The organism is Brachybacterium sp. YJGR34 (assembly GCF_003347015.1).
GTDB lineage: Bacteria > Actinomycetota > Actinomycetes > Actinomycetales > Dermabacteraceae > Brachybacterium.
In genome coordinates this window covers 14,405-30,019 of record NZ_PNFB01000017.1, presented here as the reverse complement: position 1 = coordinate 30,019, position 15,615 = coordinate 14,405, and the positions used below count along the sequence as shown (strand labels likewise).

Genomic DNA, 15,615 nt, shown 5'->3' with positions numbered 1-15,615 from the left:
GCTCACCGCCCCTCGACGCGCACCAGCACCTCGGTGTCGTAGGCCTGGGAGGACTCCATGGTGCCGCGGTACCAGGTGAGCACCGACCGGGACGGGTCCCCGGACACCGCGATGGGCCGGACGTTGTCCGCCGCGGAGTCCTCGGTGACGGGGGTCCAGGTCCAGGTCTCCCCGCCGTCGCGGGTGCGGCCGTGGAGAATCTCGTGGTGCGGCCACCGGGTGCCGTCGCGGGGGTCCACCGGGGTGGAGATCCACAGCGCGTCCGGGTCCTCGGGGTCGATGGTGCCCAGTCCCGTGTAGTCCTCCTCGTGGGGCAGGAGCTGGGGCCCGGCGACGGCGAGCTCGCGCACCTGCCACCGCTGCTCCCCCGGGCGCAGCACGCCGCGGAAGAAGCGGTGGTCGATGGGCTCGAGGGCTCGACGGTCGGTGCCCGTGCCGAGGGTGTCATCGGCCCGCGCGGTCATGAGGGCCACGAGGGTGCCGTCGGCGAAGCGGCGCAGGTCCGTGGTCCAGGCGTGGCTCATCACCGTCCCGTCCCAGGTGGAGCCGCTGGCGAGGACGCTGGTGAGATCCTCGGCCCGGGGCGTCGGGTCCTCGAGGCCGCGGCCCAGGGCGCCCACGGCGGTGCCGTCGGCGCGGTGGAGGTGGCCGCCGGAGAGATAGCCGTGCCAGATCGAGGTGCCGTAGTCCCGCGGATGGTGCTCGGTGATGATCACGTCGATGCGGTCGTCGGTGCCGAAGCGGGCGCCCGAGGCGTAGCGGGCGTAGCCGTTGACGTAGCCGACCTTCTCGCGGGTCAGCAGGCGGCCCCCGAACTCCCAGCTGTCGCCGTCGTCGCGGGAGACCAGGTAGCAGGGGTCGTCGTTGATCGCGCGGACGAAGCAGTGCAGCACCCCGTCGAGCTGGTGCAGGTTCTGGTAGGTGACGCCGCGCCCGCCGCCGAGGGCCCGCAGTCGCTCCGGGTCCTCCCCCAGGCGCGTCCAGTCCACGGCCCGCTCCTCACCCCAGCGGGTGGGATCCCCGGGGGCGCTGATCCGCCAGCGGGTGAGGTCGTCGCTCTTGTGGCGGCTGTAGACGGCGAGCCAGCGGCCGTCGGCCCGGCGCCACAGGGCGGGGTCGTCGTGGTCGTCGGACTCGAGCCCGGCGTGGAGGGTGACGGTGCGGGCGGCGGGATCGGGGATCGCGCCGGGGCGGGAGCCGAGCCGCTCGAGGTCCACGATCGTCAGATCCACGTCCCCGCCGCGGCGCTCCCCTTCGGCGCCGGCCGCGGAGGCCACCGAGCCGATCAGCAGCGTCCCGGTCTCGGGGTCGACCAGGGCGCGCTCGTCCTGGAACCAGCACCAGGCCCCGTTGGTGGTCACCACGCCGGTGCGGGGTGCGCCCGACGGGCCGGGGTCTGCCGCGCGCACGGCCTCGAGGGCCGCGGCGGCCTCGGAGGGGAGGTCCTGCCAGTCGCATTCGATGGAGACGCGGCCGGTGTACCCGCCCTCGCGCAGCGCGGTGAGGAACGCGCGCAGCGGCCAGTCCCCCTGCCCGGGCGGGCGCCGATCCGTGTCGGCGATGTGGGCGTGCGCGACGCGGTCCGCGTTCGCCTGCACGACCGCGAGGCTCTCGTCCTCGAGCACGATATGGAAGAGGTCCGCGACCACGCGCATGTCCCCCAGGTCGTGCTCGTCGAGGAAGACGATCGCCTCGGCGATGGTGTGGATCTGGTCGGTCTCCCCGCAGTGCAGGGGCTCGAGGATCGCCTCCAGCCCGTGCTGGGCGGCGAGGTCGCGGATCAGGCGCACCGTCCGTCCGAGCTGGGCCCGGGCGACCTCGGGGGCGACACCCTCGGGGGTGCGGCGGGCGGCGCCGCTGCCCACCACGACGGTCGCACCGGGCAGCGCGCAGCGGGCGGCGGCGGCCATCACGGTGCCGAAGTACTCCGCGAGCACCTCCTGCGGGACCGAGGGGTCGGACATCGGCAGGTCCCCGGGGCACAGCACCGCGAAGGACGGCGCCTTCGGCCACGCGTCGATGTCGGCGGCCGCCTCCCACCGCCCGTCCTCGCCGCGGACCAGGACGTTGCCGACGATCGTCGGCTCGAGGTGGTCGGCACCGGCGGCGAAGGACGCGGCGGCGTGCGCCCTCCCGGTGAGGATTCCGTGGGTCACGGTCTCAGAGCTCCTTCATGAGGCCGGCCATGCGGTCCATGGACTGCGCGGCCTGCGGCAGGCCCAGCTTGTTGAGGTGGCCGTGGTTGACGCCGCGGCGCACCTCGTACTCGACCTCGACCCCGGCCTCGGCGAGCTGCTCGGAGTAGCGGCGGGCGCCCAGACGGAGCGAGTCGTACTCGTCGGCCTCGATGTAGGTGCGGGGCAGCACGGCGAGCTGCTCGGGGGTGCCCAGGCCCGGGAAGTCGTGGGCGGTGGCCTCCTCGAGGGGGCGGCCGATGTAGTTCTCGCTCATGGCCCGCATCTTCTCCGGGGTGAAGGACAGCTCGAGGGGCAGGAACTCCAGCGCCTCCGCCTCCTCCGCAGTGGGCTCGGGGTTCAGAGGGTGGCTGACCAGGTACATCAGCAGTGAGGCGGACGGGGCGCGTCCGGCCTCGGCCAGGCGCAGGGACACGGAGGCGGCGAGGTTGCCGCCCGCGCTGCATCCGCCGAGGGCGAGACGATCGGGGTCGATGCCCAGCTCCTCGGCCGCGGAGCGGGTCCAGTCCACGACGGCGATGACGTCGTCGCCGGGGATCGGGGCATGGATGACGAGGCCCGGGTCGGTGCCGGGGATCGACCGGGTGGGGCGGCCGTCGAGCTCGTCGCACAGGCGGTAGTCCACGGAGACCACCACCACGTCCGCGCGGCCGGCGACGCCGCGGGCGGTCGCATCGCCCTCGGGCATGTCGAGGTCGCCGTGCATGAAGCCGCCGCCGTGGCAGAAGACGAGCACGGCGCGCGGGGCGCGGGCCGCGGCGGCCGGGGTGTAGAGGCGCACGGGCACCGGCCCGTGGGGCCCGGGGACCTGGCGGTCCTCGGTGAGGACGTCCCATTCCTCGGCGGGACCGTAGGGGGCGGTGAAGGCGGCCTCGTCCTCGGGGCCGAAGGTGCCGGCCCGGTGGGCGGCGGCGAAGGCCGCGATGCGGCGCTCCATCTCCTGGAGGTCAGCGGTGGTCTCGGTCATGCGGGGACTCCGTTCCACGGGGTGGGAGGGGCCGACGGGTCGGCCCGGGGACTGCGTCAGGACGGTCGAGGCGGGCGCGGCGGGGGTCGCTGGCCCGGTTCAGGCGAGGTGGAAGTACTGCGGGAGGACCTGCTTCTCCCCGCCGCCGGGGGCGAAGTACTCGGCCATGGCCGCCTCCCAGCGCGGACTGATGGCGGCGCGGCCCATCGCCTCCTGCGCGGCGTCGACGTCGTCGGCCTCGAAGTAGCCGACCACCATGCCGTCCTCCGCGCGCAGGAAGAGGGAGTAGTTGCGCCAGCCGGCCGCGCTCAGCGCCTCGCGCATCTCCTCCCAGACGTGCTGGTGGGCCTCGACGTACTCCACCAGCTTCTCGGGCCGCACGTGCAGCAGGAAGCAGCAGCGATGAGGGCTGCGGGCAGAGGTGGTGGCCAGGAGATGATCGAGCTCGGCAGTGGTCATCGCGCCTCCATTGGCGTCGTCGCTGATCGGGCATCGTGTGCTCCCTGCGAGCCTGCCACAGGCCCGGGATCCGGCGCGCGATGGTACGGCATGCGGTCCGGCAGGTGCTCGCCGATCAGCGCGAGGTTCTGGATCGCGGAGAGCCCGTACTGGGCGCAGCCGTTGGTGGAGAGGTAGGGCGCCTCGTCCACGGCCTCGAGCACCGCCGGCCCGTCGATGCGCTGTAGGGACCACTCCGCGCGGCCCACCATGGAGTCCTCGTTGACCTGGTCGCCGCCTCCCAGGAGGAACTTCTCCCAGGCCCGTTCGGCGAGCGCGGCGTCCCCGGTGGTGGCGGCGTGCGCGGCCAGCAGACGGCTGTAGGCGGGGACCAGGGAGATGCCCCGCAGCGGGGCGCCGAAGCGCGCGGTCTGCTCCTCGGCGGTGGCGAGGTAGTAGCGGCAGTACTCGCCCCAGGCGTGCGCGAAGGCGGGCTCGTCGACGAGGTCCAGGAGCTCGGCGACGATCTCCACCATGCCGAAGACGGCCGCGAGGTGGGAGACCTGGATCCGGTCCCGGGAGGTGTCGAAGCGCCGCGCGTCCAGGTCCCACAGCGCCTCCCCGGTGAACAGCCCCTGCGGGAGCTCGCCGATGCCGGCCAGGGCGCTGCGCAGCTTCTGCTCGGCGGCCGCGTCGCCGTGGCGCTCCCAGGCGGTGAGCCAGGCGCCCAGCAGGGCGCCCAGGTCGGTGCCCAGGCCGATCGCGAGGGCGCGGCGGTCCGGGGCATAGACGTCGGTGCGGACCTTGCGCGTCGCGTCCACCCGCAGCAGCGCCTCCTCCGAGGTCGCGACCTCGTCCAGCAGCTCGCCGAGGCGCTCGTCGGCCGTGAGGAAGAACAGGTGGCGGCGGTAGACGGCGCTCGAGACCCGCAGTTGCTTGGCGCTGCACCCGAAGTGCTGGACGTTGTGGCGGGTGCCCAGGCCCGCGAAACGGCCCCGGTGGTACTGGTCCACCTCGCCGGTGTGGCGGGTCATCGCCTCGGCCAGGCGGAAGGCGCCCGCGTCGCCGCTGCGCAGGAAGTCCTGCCACAGCCACAGGTCCGGGGACAGCTCGGAGTTGTCCCAGGCGAAGCCGCCCACGTCGTAGCGCCAGGCGTGGCGGTCGCCGTCGTAGGAGTGCATGACGTCGCCGTAGTCCCAGAAGCCGTACCAGCGACGCTGCTCCACCTGGCCGCGGTAGAACTCGCGCAGGAAGACCAGGCGGTCCTCGAGGTGGGCGCGCTGCGGGGTGGAGCGGTCCACGGGCGCCCAGGTCCCGAGCACGCGCGCCGCGTGCAGGTGCTGCGGGGAGACTGCGAGCTGGGGCGGGAGGGCGCAGGCGGCGGCGAGCGCGGAGAGCTCCTCGGCCGGCGGCGTCGCGGCGAGGGCGTCGATCACCAGCTCGTGGGTGCGGGCGATGCCGCGGGCGTCCCCGAAGCCGCTCTCGTAGTCCTCGTAGGTGATCTCCAGGGCGTCCAGCTGGTCCGCGTAGGTCTCCTGGCCCAGGCCGTCGTGGTAGAAGCGCAGGTCCATGGGTGGGGCCGAGGGGGCGTACATCCACGCGGTGATCTCCGCGCGCTCCCCGGCGGCACCGGCGACGTCGAGCCCGGTGGGGTGGAGCTTCCAGAAGTCGCGCAGGCCCAGCCCGATGCCGCCGGCGGGATCGCTCACGGAGGCGTAGCCGCGGGAGCGGGTCCCGCCGGCGATGCTCACCCAGGGGCGGTCGTCCGCGGTGCGCTTGGCGAGGGTGTACCCGTCGGCCGAGAGCTGCCGCAGCGTCCAGGCGTCCCAGCGCGGCACGTGCCGCAGGCGCTCGGAGACCCGCGGGTCCCAGGTCTCCAGCGGCGGCGTGGGCCGGCCGGCGACCTGCGCGGCGCGGACGGCCGCGCCGGGATCACGGCGCAGACCCGTGACGCCCTGGACGGCCTCGGTGAGCAGACCGCCGTCGCTGCCGGCCAGACGCACGTGCCGGTCGTAGGGGGCCGCGCGCAGCGGCACCTGCATCCGCAGGCCCAGCGAGGTGAGGAAGAGGTGCTCGGGGTCGGCGTCCCAGATCAGGGTGTGGACGGCGCGCAGCCGGGTGGAGCCGGCCGTGGCGTACAGGCGCAGCACGAAGGGCAGCACATGCTCCCCCGCCACCTCGTGATGCCCCTCGAGCCGGAGCACGGCCTGCACGGCGCCGGCGCGCTCGACGCGCACCGCGGTGGTGCGCACGGCGTGCTCGCGGCGCGGGGCGTCGGGGTCCGTGCCGGTGGCCGAGGAGGCGACCGGCCCGCCCTCGACGCCCACCTCGCGCCCCTCGATGAGCAGGCGGCGGATCGGGGCGGTGGGGTGCGCGGCGACCTCGAGACGCAGCGCCCCGGTGTCCACGACGATGCCCTCGGCGTCCTCGGTGACCTGCAGGGAGGACGTCTCCTCCGCGGAGCGCGGGGCGAGCTCCAGATGCTCCGCGCCGCCGGCGAGCGCCGCGTGGCCGGTCCACTTGATCGAGCCGTCGGGCCAGCGGGCCGTGACCCAGGAGTCCGCGGGGCGTTCCTGCTCGCCGCTGCGCAGGCACAGCGGCGGCAGCTCCTCGAGGGTGCCGCGCGGCCATGGCACGCCCCACTGGACGGGCAGGTCCGTCGCGCCGGGACGGGCGTCGATCCAGTGCAGGGGGACGGAGGGGACGGTGCTGCTCATCGGGGCTGTGCTCCAGGGAGGGGGTGCGGTGGTGGACGGCGGGGCGAGCGGCGTGCGCCGTGCTCGCCCCGCCGCGGGGTCAGTCCTCGTCGACTCTCTCGGCCCTCGGGGCCCGGGTGGTGTACGTCAGCGCCGGGGCGGGCGGGGTCTCCATGCCCTCCCCGAGGAAGTAGCCGGTGTGGGGCGGCTGGTTGTACGCCACGTGCTGCCAGGCGATCGACAGGCGGTAGGTCGGATCGGAGAGCAGCGTGCGCAGTCGGTGCTCCGTCGGGTCCACGGTCGTGTACAGGCGCAGCGCGCTCGAATCGTCCGTGCGGTAGAGCAGCTCCTCACGCCAGTCACCCAGCAGATCGGCCTGCAGCGCCGGATTGCCCTTGGTGTCGTTGCTGGTCACAACACCCTCGGGGGTGAAGATCGGGACGGCCTCGCCGGCCTCGTAGTCCCAGGTCGAGATCACGGGGGCGCCGGTGCGGGTCTCGCTGTCGAACTCGTGGTCGACGATCTCGGAGAGCAGGTCCCCGTCCCAGAGGCCCACGAAGTTCGCCGCCGGGATCGAGTCACCGATCCGCTCCCCGGAGGCGCTCATCATGTACCCGGTCTTCGAGGGCTCCTCCGGGGACTGCCCGGAGTTCCATCCCTCGGCGCCCTCGTGGCGGGGATCGATGTCCGCCATGGCGCCGCGGCCGGTGTCGCCGCGGGCGGGCACCGACCACAGGATCTCGCCGGTGGCGGCGTCGCGGAAGGTCGAGCCGCGGTCGCCGCTGCTGCTCATGTCCTCGTGGATGGCGAACACCTCGAGACCCTCGCGGGAGGGGTCGAAGTCGCTCACGTGCAGCGCGTCGCCGTGGCCGAGACCGGTGGAGTACAGGCCCGTCCCGTCGTCGTCGATGGTCGCGGAGCCGTAGACGATCTCGTCCTTGGCGTCGCCGTCGACGTCGGCGACCGCCAGCTGGTGGTTGCCCTGGCCGAAGTACTCGCCGTTGCCGGGGTCGTCGGAGTCGAAGACCCAGCGCTGGGTCAGGTTCTTCCCGTCGAAGTCGTAGGCGGCCAGGACCGCGCGCGTGTAGTAGCCGCGGGCCATCACCACGCTGGGGTGCTTGCCGTCGAGATAGGCGACGCCGGAGAGGAAGCGGTCCGCGCGATTGCCGTAGGTGTCGCCCCAGCCTCCCAGGTCCCCGCGCGGCGGCGTGTAGTCGATGGTGTCGATGGCGGTGCCCTTCTGGCCGTCGAAGACGGTGAGGAACTCGGGGCCCTCCAGGATGCGTCCGGCGTCGTTGCGCCAGTCCGCCTCCCCGTCCCCGATCACGGTGCCGGCGGCGTCGGTGGTGCCGTCGGCGGTCTTGACCACCACCTCGGCCCGGCCGTCGGAATCGAGGTCGTAGACCTGGGGCTGGCTGTAGTGGGCGCCGGCCCGGATGTTCTGGCCCAGGTCGATGCGCCACAGCTTCGTGCCGTCGAGCTCGTAGGCGTCGAGGTAGACGTTCCCGGTATGGCCGTCGCGGGAGTTGTCCTGGGAGTTGGTCGGGTCCCACTTGAGCACGTACTCGAGCACCCCGTCGCCGTCGAGGTCGCCCACCATGACGTCATTGGCGGTGTACTCGTAGTCCACACCGTCCGGGGTGGTGCCGCCGGCGGGCTTGTCCAGGGCGATCTCGGTGTGCTGCTCCTGCCAGACGGAGAACTCCTCGCTGGCCCAGTACTTCTCGTCCGGGCGGTCGATCGCGATCCGGTACACCGACTCCGCCGTGCCGCCCGCATCGACGAAGTTCGTGGAGCCGGTGATCGGCCGGTCGGTGAGCTGCTCCCCGTCGCGGTAGACGTGGAAGGGGGTGTCCATCGCCTCGTCGCCCAGCAGGCGCCAGGACAGGAACACCCCGTCCTCGGCGGCGACCGCGACGGGAGCGCGGTCCAGGCGCTCGGCGTCGCGCTTCAGGGTGGGGGCGGAGGGCGCCGCGGGGGCGGGATCCGGCGAGGGCGCGGCGAGCGCCGGGGCGCCCGCGCACAGGCCCAGGCTCAGCGCCATCGCGGCGGCGGTTCGACTCATGCGTCTGATCTGCATCATTGCTTCCCATCACAGGTGAACATCGGGGAGGGACTGCTGCCGGGCCGACGGCCTCGTCGGTCCGGCGTCAGCGGCGGCATCGGCTCCGGGCCGACGGCGCCGCTGGTATCGGGGCGGATCACACCGCGGGCGCCGCCGCCAGGTGGGCCGAGACCGGCAGGTCCAGCCCCGCGAGCTCCTCGGCGACGAGCTGTGCCATCGCCTGCGCGCCGCGCTCCTGGAAGTGGGTGTCGTCGGCGACGCCGTCGGGATGCGCCGCGGAGACCCCGGGCTCGAGGTGGAGGAACAGGTCCTTCGCCGCGTCCGGCCCGATCCGCTCGAGGTGGGCGCGGCTGGAGGCGGCGAGGTCCACGAGCGGGACGTCGAGCTCCGCGGCGACTGCGCGGGCGCCGGCTACGTAGTCGGGGAAGCTCACCGCCCACCGCCCGGCGACCGGGTCGTGATCCCGCCGGCTCACCGCGGTGACCAGCACCGGCTGGACTCCGCGCTCGCGGAGGGCGGCGACATAGCCGCGCAGCTCCTCGCGGTACTGCGCGGGGGTCGAGTAGCGCTCGGGCTTGGCGCGGGTGGAGTCGTTGTGCCCGAACTGGATCAGCGCGGTGTCCCCGGGCCGTGCCCGCTCCAGGACCGCTGCGAGGCGGCCCTCCTCGCGGAAGGTGCGGGCGGAGCGTCCGCCGATGGCGTGGTTGTCGACCCTGACCGCTCCGCTCACGAAGCGGTCCAGGAACTGGCCCCAGCCGGCCTGCGGATGCCACGTCGGCTCGTAGGAGGCCACGGTCGAGTCGCCCAGCAGGAACAGGGTCCTCTCCGCGGCGCTCATCCCTTCACCGAGCCGATCAGCACGCCCTTGGCGAAGTGCTTCTGCAGGAACGGGTACACGCACATGATCGGCAGGGTCGCGATGACGATGATCGCGAACTTCAGCCCCTCCTTCGGGGGCACGTAGTTCGGGTCGAGGTTCCCCAGCGTGGTCGAGGGATCGGTGGAGATCGTCACCTGGCGCACGAACATCTGCAGCGTCCACTTCGAGCTGTCGGAGATGTACAGCAGCGGCGACATGAAGTCGTTCCACAGCCCCACCGCGTAGAAGAGGGAGAAGGTCGCGATGATCGGCTTCGACAGCGGCAGCATGATCCGCCAGAAGGTCGTGAACTCGTTGGCCCCGTCGATCTCCGCGGCCTCGCGCAGCTCATGGGGGAGCTGCTGGAAGAAGGTGCGGATGATGATGAGGTTGAAGGGATTGATCGCCATGGGGAGGATCAGCGCCCAGTAGGAGTCGAGCAGGCCCAGCTGCTTGACCACGAGGAACAGCGGGATCATGCCCCCGGAGAACAGCATGGCGAAGAGCACCAGGCGCATGATCAGCCCGCGGCCCACGAGGTTGGGGTCCGAGAGCGGGTACGCCATGAGCATCGTCAGCGTGATCTGCACGGCCGTCCCCACGACCGTCACGCCGATCGTGACCAGCAGCGAGCGGAGGAAGGTGTTGGTCGAGAAGACGTACTTGTAGGTCTCGAGGGTGGGGTCGTTCGGCCACAGGAAGAACGGACGGGAGGCGATCTCCGCCTCGGTCGCGAAGGAGGCGGCCAGCACGTAGAGGAACGGCAGGATCGTCAACGCGGCGAAGACGAGCAGCAGGGCGATGTTGACGCCGTCGAAGATCTTGTCCCGCGGGGTGTTGTAGGCGATGGGCATCGGGGGCTCCTAGAACAGGGAGGACTCGGTGTACTTCTTCGCGAGCCAGTTCGCACCGAGGATCAGGATGAGGCCGACGATCGACTTGAACAGGCCGATCGCCGTGGAGTAGCTGTAGGCGCCGTTGGTGATGCCCATGAAGTACACGTAGGTGTCGAACACGTCCGCCACCTCGCGGTTCAACGAGTTCGTGAGCATGTAGATCTGCTCGAACCCGGTGTCGAGGAAGTTCCCGATGTTGAGGATCAGCATGATGACGATGGTCGGGACCAGCGCCGGGATCGTGACGTAGCGCAGCTGCTGGAACCGTCCGGCGCCGTCGATCATCGAGGCCTCGTAGAGCTGCTTGTCCACGCCCGCGAGGGCCGCGAGGTAGATGATCGTCCCCCAGCCGGTGCCCTTCCACAGGGTCTGGGCCATGATCAGCGGGCGGAACCAGTCCGGGTCCGCCAGGAAGTTCACGTCGGCGTCGAAGACGGTGTTGAACAGCACCGTGATGGGCCCGGTGTCCAGGGCGAACAGCAGGTACGTCAGGCCGGAGACGATCGCCCAGGACAGGAAGTGCGGGATGTAGATCGCGGTCTGGATGAACTTCTTCAGCAGCTGCTTGCGCAGCTCGTTGAGCATGAGCGCCACGATGATCGGCGCGGGGAAGGCGATGACGATGTTCAGCAGCGCCAGGATGAGCGTGTTCTTCATCAGCCGCCCGAAGTCGGGACCGCTGAACAGCCGTTCGAAGTGTTCCAGCCCCACCCAGGGGCTGCCCTGCATCCCCAGGAACGGCAGGTAGTCCTTGAAGGCGATGGTGATGCCGTACATCGGGGCGTACTTGAAGACGGCGAAGTACACGATGCCCGGGATGAGCATCAGGTACAGCACGGGCGAGCGCCGCAGTCGCTTCAGCAGGGTCTTGCGGCGCCGCGGCCCACGGGTCGCCGCGTGCGGCGAGTGGTCCTCGGTGGTCGGGTGCACCGCATCGGCGGCCCCCGGCAGGTTGGTCATGACCATGCTCGATCACTCCTCGTGGTGAGGGCCGGGGCGCGCCGGATCACGGCGCGCCCCGGCCGGAAGGTCAGTTCCCGCCGGCCTGGTACAGCTCGTTCATCTCGTCCACGACCTGCTGGCCGCCGCTGCTCTCCCAGCGCTCGAGCTCGGCCGTGAGACCGGATTCGTCGATCTCCCCGGCCAGGTACTTCAGCCGGGCGTCGACCACGATCTGGTCGAGGATCGCCCCGTTCTGCAGGTAGGACTCGGACATGTAGGCGGCGCCGGGGTTGAACACGGCGCTGTCGAGGTCCGCCTCGTGGAAGGCATCGCGCTTCTCGCCGAGCGCGGCGTCGTTCTCGTCGGTGGGTGCGACCGTGAGCGCCAGATAGCCGTTGCTCGCGGTGCCGAGCTGGGCGAAGGCCGAGGTGTCGCTCGAGACGACGTCGGCCTCCTCGCCCTCGATCGGGACGCTCATGTCGTTCTCGACCTCGTAGTTGACGCCCTCGAGGCCGTTGTTGAGCAGGCGCTGGCCCTCCTCGGAGGCCAGCTTGTCCATGGCGGTCAGGACGGTCGCGAGCTGCTCCTCGGTGGGCACCGAGGCCTTGGGGACGGCGACGTATCCGGAGTATCCCGGGGTGGGGAGGGCCCACAGGGTGCCGTCGGGGTTCTTGAGGTTCCCGACCATCGTCACGTAGTCGGTGTAGTTCTCCGGATCGGAGTCCTTCCACAGACCCTGCAGGGCCAGGCCGCGGGAGCTGACGTCCATAATGATGCCGCCCTGACCGGTGAAGAACGGGTCATTCCAGGTCGCGGCGTCCATCGTGGCGAAGTCCTTGTTGACGTGGCCGGCCTCGACCATCTCCCGCATGGCCGTATTGGCCTCGAGGAACTCCGGGGCCAGGAAGGCCGGGGACAGGGTGCCGCCCTCGTCCTTCCACACGTTGGCCGTGCCGTGCCAGGCCTCCCACAGGTCGTAGGGACCGTTGTTCCCGTACCCGGCCCAGGCGGGGATGATGAGGCCCGTGGTCGCCGAGCCGTCGCCGGCCGGATCGTCCTCGGTGAAGGCGCGCGCGATCTCCTTCAGATCATCGGTGGTCTCGGGCTCGTCGAGGCCCAGGTTCGCCAGCCAGTCCTTGCGCAGGATGACGGCGGCGCGCATCGCATCGCGGCCGCGGAAGATCCCGTACATCTTGCCGTTGATGCTCGCGCCGTGGGCGATCTCCTCGTTCTCCGGCGTGAGGTTCGGGTAGTCGGCGAGGATGTCGGTGAGGTCCCAGTACCCACCGGCCTCGGCGGTCCGTGCGAAGTCCGCGTCCTTGCCGGTCTGGACCATGACGTGCGGGATGTTGTCCGAGGCCATGGTGACGGTGACGCGCTCGCCGTAGCTCGAGTTCGGCACCCAGGTGATCTCCATCGGCATGCCGATGAACTCCTCGATGGCCTTCTGCAGCTGGCCCTCGGGGTCGGGGGCGGTCTCGGAGAGCAGCGGGGCCATGATCTTCAGCGTGGTGATCTCCTCGGTGGAGCCACCGGATCCACCGGAGCCGCCGCAGGCGGCGAGACCGAGGGCGGAGGCACCGGCGGCGGCGCCGCCGAGGAGGGTACGACGAGAGAACATCCTTGTTCCTTTCTCAGGGCGGCGGCGCGGGCGCGTCGACGCGGGGGTGGGGCGGGCGAGCGGCGCGGGGCCGGCCACCGGGGAGGGGTCAGAGGGCGGAGGCGCGCGGGCGGCGCGACAGGGCAGGTCCCGTCCCGCCACGAGGGTGGGGGACGTTCGGCGCCTCGGCGGCGGCGGGCGGATCCTGCCGCTCGGCGAGGAGGTCCTCGTTGCGGTCCAGGGAGCGGCCGACGAGATGCTGGATCGCCATCAGCGGCACCGCGACGCCGAGGAAGGGGGCGAGACCGGGGACGGTCAGGACCACGCCCGCGCACAGGGCGATCACGGCCACCAGCAGCAGCGAGGTCGGCGCCTGGGCGAGGGAGAGTCGCAGCGAGGCGCCGAGCACCTCGGTGGCGCGCAGCGTGTACCGCCGGTCGATCTGCGGGACGTGGAGGAACGCCACGAGCAGCAGGGTGGCCAGCACGCCGAGGGCGATCTCCGCGGCCGTCGGCAGCAGGGAGCTGGTGACGGCCGCGAGTGCGAGCAGCAGGAACAGCCCGGGCAGGCCCAGCGTGATCTGGCTGCGCCAGAAGCCGTCCCGCCACGCCCGGGCGGTGCGGACCAGGCGGATCGGCTCACCGCGCGCGGCGCGGGCCGCGGCGTCGACGACGGCGGTGGTGGCGGGCGCCCAGCCCAGCACGATCCCGCCGGCCAGGGTGCCCAGCAGCCACAGGCCCTGGAGGGCGAGGGCGCGCAGCAGGAGGTCGGTGCCGGTGCTCAGCGCACCGAGGGCGCGGTCCATCTCAGATCGCCTCGATCCGGAGGTCGGAGTACTCGGCGATCAGGGGCGCCATCTGGCGCAGACCGATCGCTCCTCCGGTGCGCGCCGCACCCCCCACGCTGCCCTCGTCCGTCCAGGTCAGGCACGGGATGTCATCGATCGTGAAGCGCACGGTCGCGTCCTGCCAGGTGAGGCTCAGGCGGTAGTCCCGGTCCGCGTCGAGCACGGCGGGCAGCGGGTCCGCGCCCTGGGCCACCAGGTGGAAGCCGTGGCTCTTGCGCACGTTGCAGGTGTGGAGGCTGCGCTCGGAGGCCCACATGCGGCGGTAGTAGGAGAGGTGGTACGCGTCGATCGCGCCGGAGTGGTACTGCTCGTACTCCCCGGTGCGCGCGGGCAGGCTCGCGTCGTGGACGGACTGTCCGTCGCGACCGCGCGCGGCCCAGAACACCATCGCCAGTCCCGGCTCGCGCAGGGGACGGAAGCTCCAGCTGAGGCGGAGGTCGCCGTCGGTCTCCACGGGCAGCCAGGCGACGAAGTTCGCGGCCTGCCCCTCGGCGGGATCCGCGGCGGACTCCAGACGCAGCCGGCCCGCGGGGAAGGACGTCACCGCGGGTCCCTCGACCCTCCAGCCGGCGAGGTCCGCCGGCGCCGACAGCGCGCTGCGGTACAGCTCTGTGCTCATCGACGAGCCTCCGTCTCCACTCCGTCCGCGGCCTCTCCGTCGGGCCCGCGGTGCGATCCGCGACACATCTTGAAGCGTTTCAGCATCTGGCGTCAACCACTTCCGCGACCCGATTCCCGACCACCGGTCGACCCGCCGCACCCGGGGAGCCGAGTGACCGTTCACCCAGGTGGCCCCCGAGATCGAGCACGTGGCGGCATGCCGTCTCCGCGCAGAGTCGTGACCTGGCTTTCCAACGCTGTACTCGCACCACCCTCCCCGGTCGACCCCCGCCGGATCCTGTCACTCACCGCAGCCCGGCTCATCGGTGGATGAACGGTCACTCGTTGTGAGATCGTGACCAGCGGGAGTGCCGCCGCGACCCGTCGAGCGCGCCGCGAGGAACGGAGCCCCACCGCTCGAGGAGGACCCATGGCCGATGTCCGTCGCCCCACCATCCGCGATGTCGCGCGCCTCGCCGGCGTCTCGCACCAGACGGTCTCGCGGCGCCTCAAGGGGGACCCCACCGTCTCCCCGATGCTCGCCGCGCACATCGACGAGGCCGTGGCCCAGCTCGACTACCGGCCCAACCTGGTGGCCCGTGCGATGCGCAACCGCTCCACCGGGCGCCTGGCCCTGATCGTCCCGGCCGGCGACGCGCGCAGCGCCCGCGAGGTGCTCAGCGGGGCGAGCGAGTCCGCCCAGAGCGCCGGCTTCGCGGTGGAGGTCGTGACCCTCCCGCGCGGCGAGCTCCAGGGCGGCCGCGTCGTGGAGCTCGCGGACTCCGGCCTCTACGAGGCCGTCCTCTCGCTCACCGACCTGCCCGAGACCCGCAGCTCCCGCCAGGGCAGCGCACCGATCATCTCGGCACCCGTCTACGACCGGAAGATGCGCGGCGTGGGGCCGCTCTCGGAGGCCGACCGCATGACCGAGCTCGTCGACCACCTCGCCGCGTGGGGCCATCGCGCCCTGCTGCATCTCACGGGCGAGAGCGGCCACCCCTCCTCCCAGCGGCGCCGCGAGGCCTTCCTGCACGCCGCCGAGCGCCACGACCTGGAGGTCGCCACGGTGATCGACGGCGGCTGGGACCCCGAGCACGCCCGGGCGACGATCCTCGAGCTGCCCGAGGACACCCCGATCACCGCGGTGGTCGCCGCCGACGACCTGGTCGCCGCCGGCGTCATCCGCGGCGCGGCCGAGCGCGGCTGGCGCGTGCCCGAGCACCTCAGCGTGACCGGCTGGGAGGACCTGCCGCTCGGCGCCTGGATGACTCCCTCGCTGACCACCGTCGCCACGGACCACCACCGGCTGGGCGCGGACCTCCTGCGCGAGCTGCTGCGCATCATGCACGGCGAGGGGCCCGCCCTGGACGGGGCGGCGATCACGCGGACCATCTGGCGGGAGTCGACCGGCCCGGCCCCGCGGCGGTAGGAGCCGCCCCGGCGGCGCGACCGCTCGGCGCCGGCATCGCGCCGGGCATCCGCAACCGTTTTCCGATCTCTGGCCGGGTGA

The 15,615-nt window shown here is 72.2% G+C and carries 12 protein-coding genes; 1 reads left to right on the top strand and 11 read right to left on the bottom strand.

Annotated elements, in window-relative coordinates:
- Positions 1-2 precede the first annotated feature (2 nt).
- The 11 genes from CXH06_RS13640 to CXH06_RS13590 form a co-directional block, all read right to left on the bottom strand.
- Entirely contained in the window at positions 3-2,156 is a 2,154-nt protein-coding gene (locus CXH06_RS13640; RefSeq protein ID WP_114855748.1) for a TIM barrel protein, read from the bottom strand.
- 4 nt (positions 2,157-2,160) lie between these two features.
- A complete protein-coding gene (locus CXH06_RS13635; RefSeq protein ID WP_232820359.1) occupies positions 2,161-3,162 on the bottom strand; it encodes an alpha/beta hydrolase fold domain-containing protein in 1,002 nt (333 codons plus the stop codon).
- 99 nt (positions 3,163-3,261) lie between these two features.
- Positions 3,262-3,621 carry an L-rhamnose mutarotase gene (locus CXH06_RS13630; RefSeq protein ID WP_114855747.1) on the bottom strand — a complete coding sequence of 120 codons (360 nt, stop codon included), beginning with the start codon at positions 3,619-3,621 and terminating at the stop codon, positions 3,262-3,264.
- On the bottom strand, positions 3,618-6,317 hold the full coding sequence (locus tag CXH06_RS13625) for a Tat pathway signal sequence domain protein (RefSeq protein ID WP_198684073.1): 2,700 nt from the start codon (positions 6,315-6,317) through the stop codon (positions 3,618-3,620). The genes CXH06_RS13630 and CXH06_RS13625 overlap by 4 nt, the downstream gene beginning before the upstream one ends.
- A 79-nt stretch (positions 6,318-6,396) precedes the next feature.
- Positions 6,397-8,361 (bottom strand): rhamnogalacturonan lyase, encoded by a 1,965-nt coding sequence (locus CXH06_RS13620; protein WP_232820358.1) that lies wholly within the window; start codon positions 8,359-8,361, stop codon positions 6,397-6,399.
- 136 nt (positions 8,362-8,497) lie between these two features.
- Positions 8,498-9,199 (bottom strand): rhamnogalacturonan acetylesterase, encoded by a 702-nt coding sequence (locus CXH06_RS13615; protein ID WP_114855745.1) that lies wholly within the window; start codon positions 9,197-9,199, stop codon positions 8,498-8,500.
- Positions 9,196-10,074, bottom strand: coding sequence for a carbohydrate ABC transporter permease (locus CXH06_RS13610; protein ID WP_114855744.1), 879 nt, complete (start codon positions 10,072-10,074; stop codon positions 9,196-9,198). The genes CXH06_RS13615 and CXH06_RS13610 overlap by 4 nt, the downstream gene beginning before the upstream one ends.
- Before the next feature lie 9 nt (positions 10,075-10,083).
- Positions 10,084-11,082 carry a sugar ABC transporter permease gene (locus tag CXH06_RS13605; RefSeq protein ID WP_232820357.1) on the bottom strand — a complete coding sequence of 333 codons (999 nt, stop codon included), beginning with the start codon at positions 11,080-11,082 and terminating at the stop codon, positions 10,084-10,086.
- A gap of 64 nt (positions 11,083-11,146) precedes the next feature.
- On the bottom strand, positions 11,147-12,679 hold the full coding sequence (locus CXH06_RS13600) for an extracellular solute-binding protein (RefSeq protein ID WP_114855743.1): 1,533 nt from the start codon (positions 12,677-12,679) through the stop codon (positions 11,147-11,149).
- Positions 12,680-12,767: 88 nt separating this feature from the next.
- On the bottom strand, positions 12,768-13,463 hold the full coding sequence (locus CXH06_RS13595) for a DUF624 domain-containing protein (protein ID WP_114855742.1): 696 nt from the start codon (positions 13,461-13,463) through the stop codon (positions 12,768-12,770).
- A gap of 1 nt (position 13,464) precedes the next feature.
- On the bottom strand, positions 13,465-14,124 hold the full coding sequence (locus CXH06_RS13590) for a DUF1961 family protein (RefSeq protein WP_114855741.1): 660 nt from the start codon (positions 14,122-14,124) through the stop codon (positions 13,465-13,467).
- A gap of 411 nt (positions 14,125-14,535) precedes the next feature.
- Between CXH06_RS13590 and CXH06_RS13585 the strand changes: the two genes are divergently transcribed.
- Positions 14,536-15,534, top strand: a complete 999-nt coding sequence (locus CXH06_RS13585; protein WP_114855740.1) for a LacI family DNA-binding transcriptional regulator — start codon at positions 14,536-14,538, stop codon at positions 15,532-15,534.
- Positions 15,535-15,615 lie beyond the last annotated feature (81 nt).

Coding starts and splice junctions, on each gene's coding strand:
- CXH06_RS13600 (WP_114855743.1), bottom strand. CDS start 12,679: ATGTTCTCTCGTCGTACCCTCCTCGGCGGCGCCGCCGCCGGTGCCTCC.
- CXH06_RS13595 (WP_114855742.1), bottom strand. CDS start 13,463: ATGGACCGCGCCCTCGGTGCGCTGAGCACCGGCACCGACCTCCTGCTG.
- CXH06_RS13625 (WP_198684073.1), bottom strand. CDS start 6,317: ATGAGCAGCACCGTCCCCTCCGTCCCCCTGCACTGGATCGACGCCCGT.
- CXH06_RS13630 (WP_114855747.1), bottom strand. CDS start 3,621: ATGACCACTGCCGAGCTCGATCATCTCCTGGCCACCACCTCTGCCCGC.
- CXH06_RS13590 (WP_114855741.1), bottom strand. CDS start 14,124: ATGAGCACAGAGCTGTACCGCAGCGCGCTGTCGGCGCCGGCGGACCTC.
- CXH06_RS13615 (WP_114855745.1), bottom strand. CDS start 9,199: ATGAGCGCCGCGGAGAGGACCCTGTTCCTGCTGGGCGACTCGACCGTG.
- CXH06_RS13620 (WP_232820358.1), bottom strand. CDS start 8,361: ATGAGTCGAACCGCCGCCGCGATGGCGCTGAGCCTGGGCCTGTGCGCG.
- CXH06_RS13610 (WP_114855744.1), bottom strand. CDS start 10,074: ATGCCCATCGCCTACAACACCCCGCGGGACAAGATCTTCGACGGCGTC.
- CXH06_RS13605 (WP_232820357.1), bottom strand. CDS start 11,082: ATGGTCATGACCAACCTGCCGGGGGCCGCCGATGCGGTGCACCCGACC.
- CXH06_RS13585 (WP_114855740.1), top strand. CDS start 14,536: ATGGCCGATGTCCGTCGCCCCACCATCCGCGATGTCGCGCGCCTCGCC.
- CXH06_RS13635 (WP_232820359.1), bottom strand. CDS start 3,162: ATGACCGAGACCACCGCTGACCTCCAGGAGATGGAGCGCCGCATCGCG.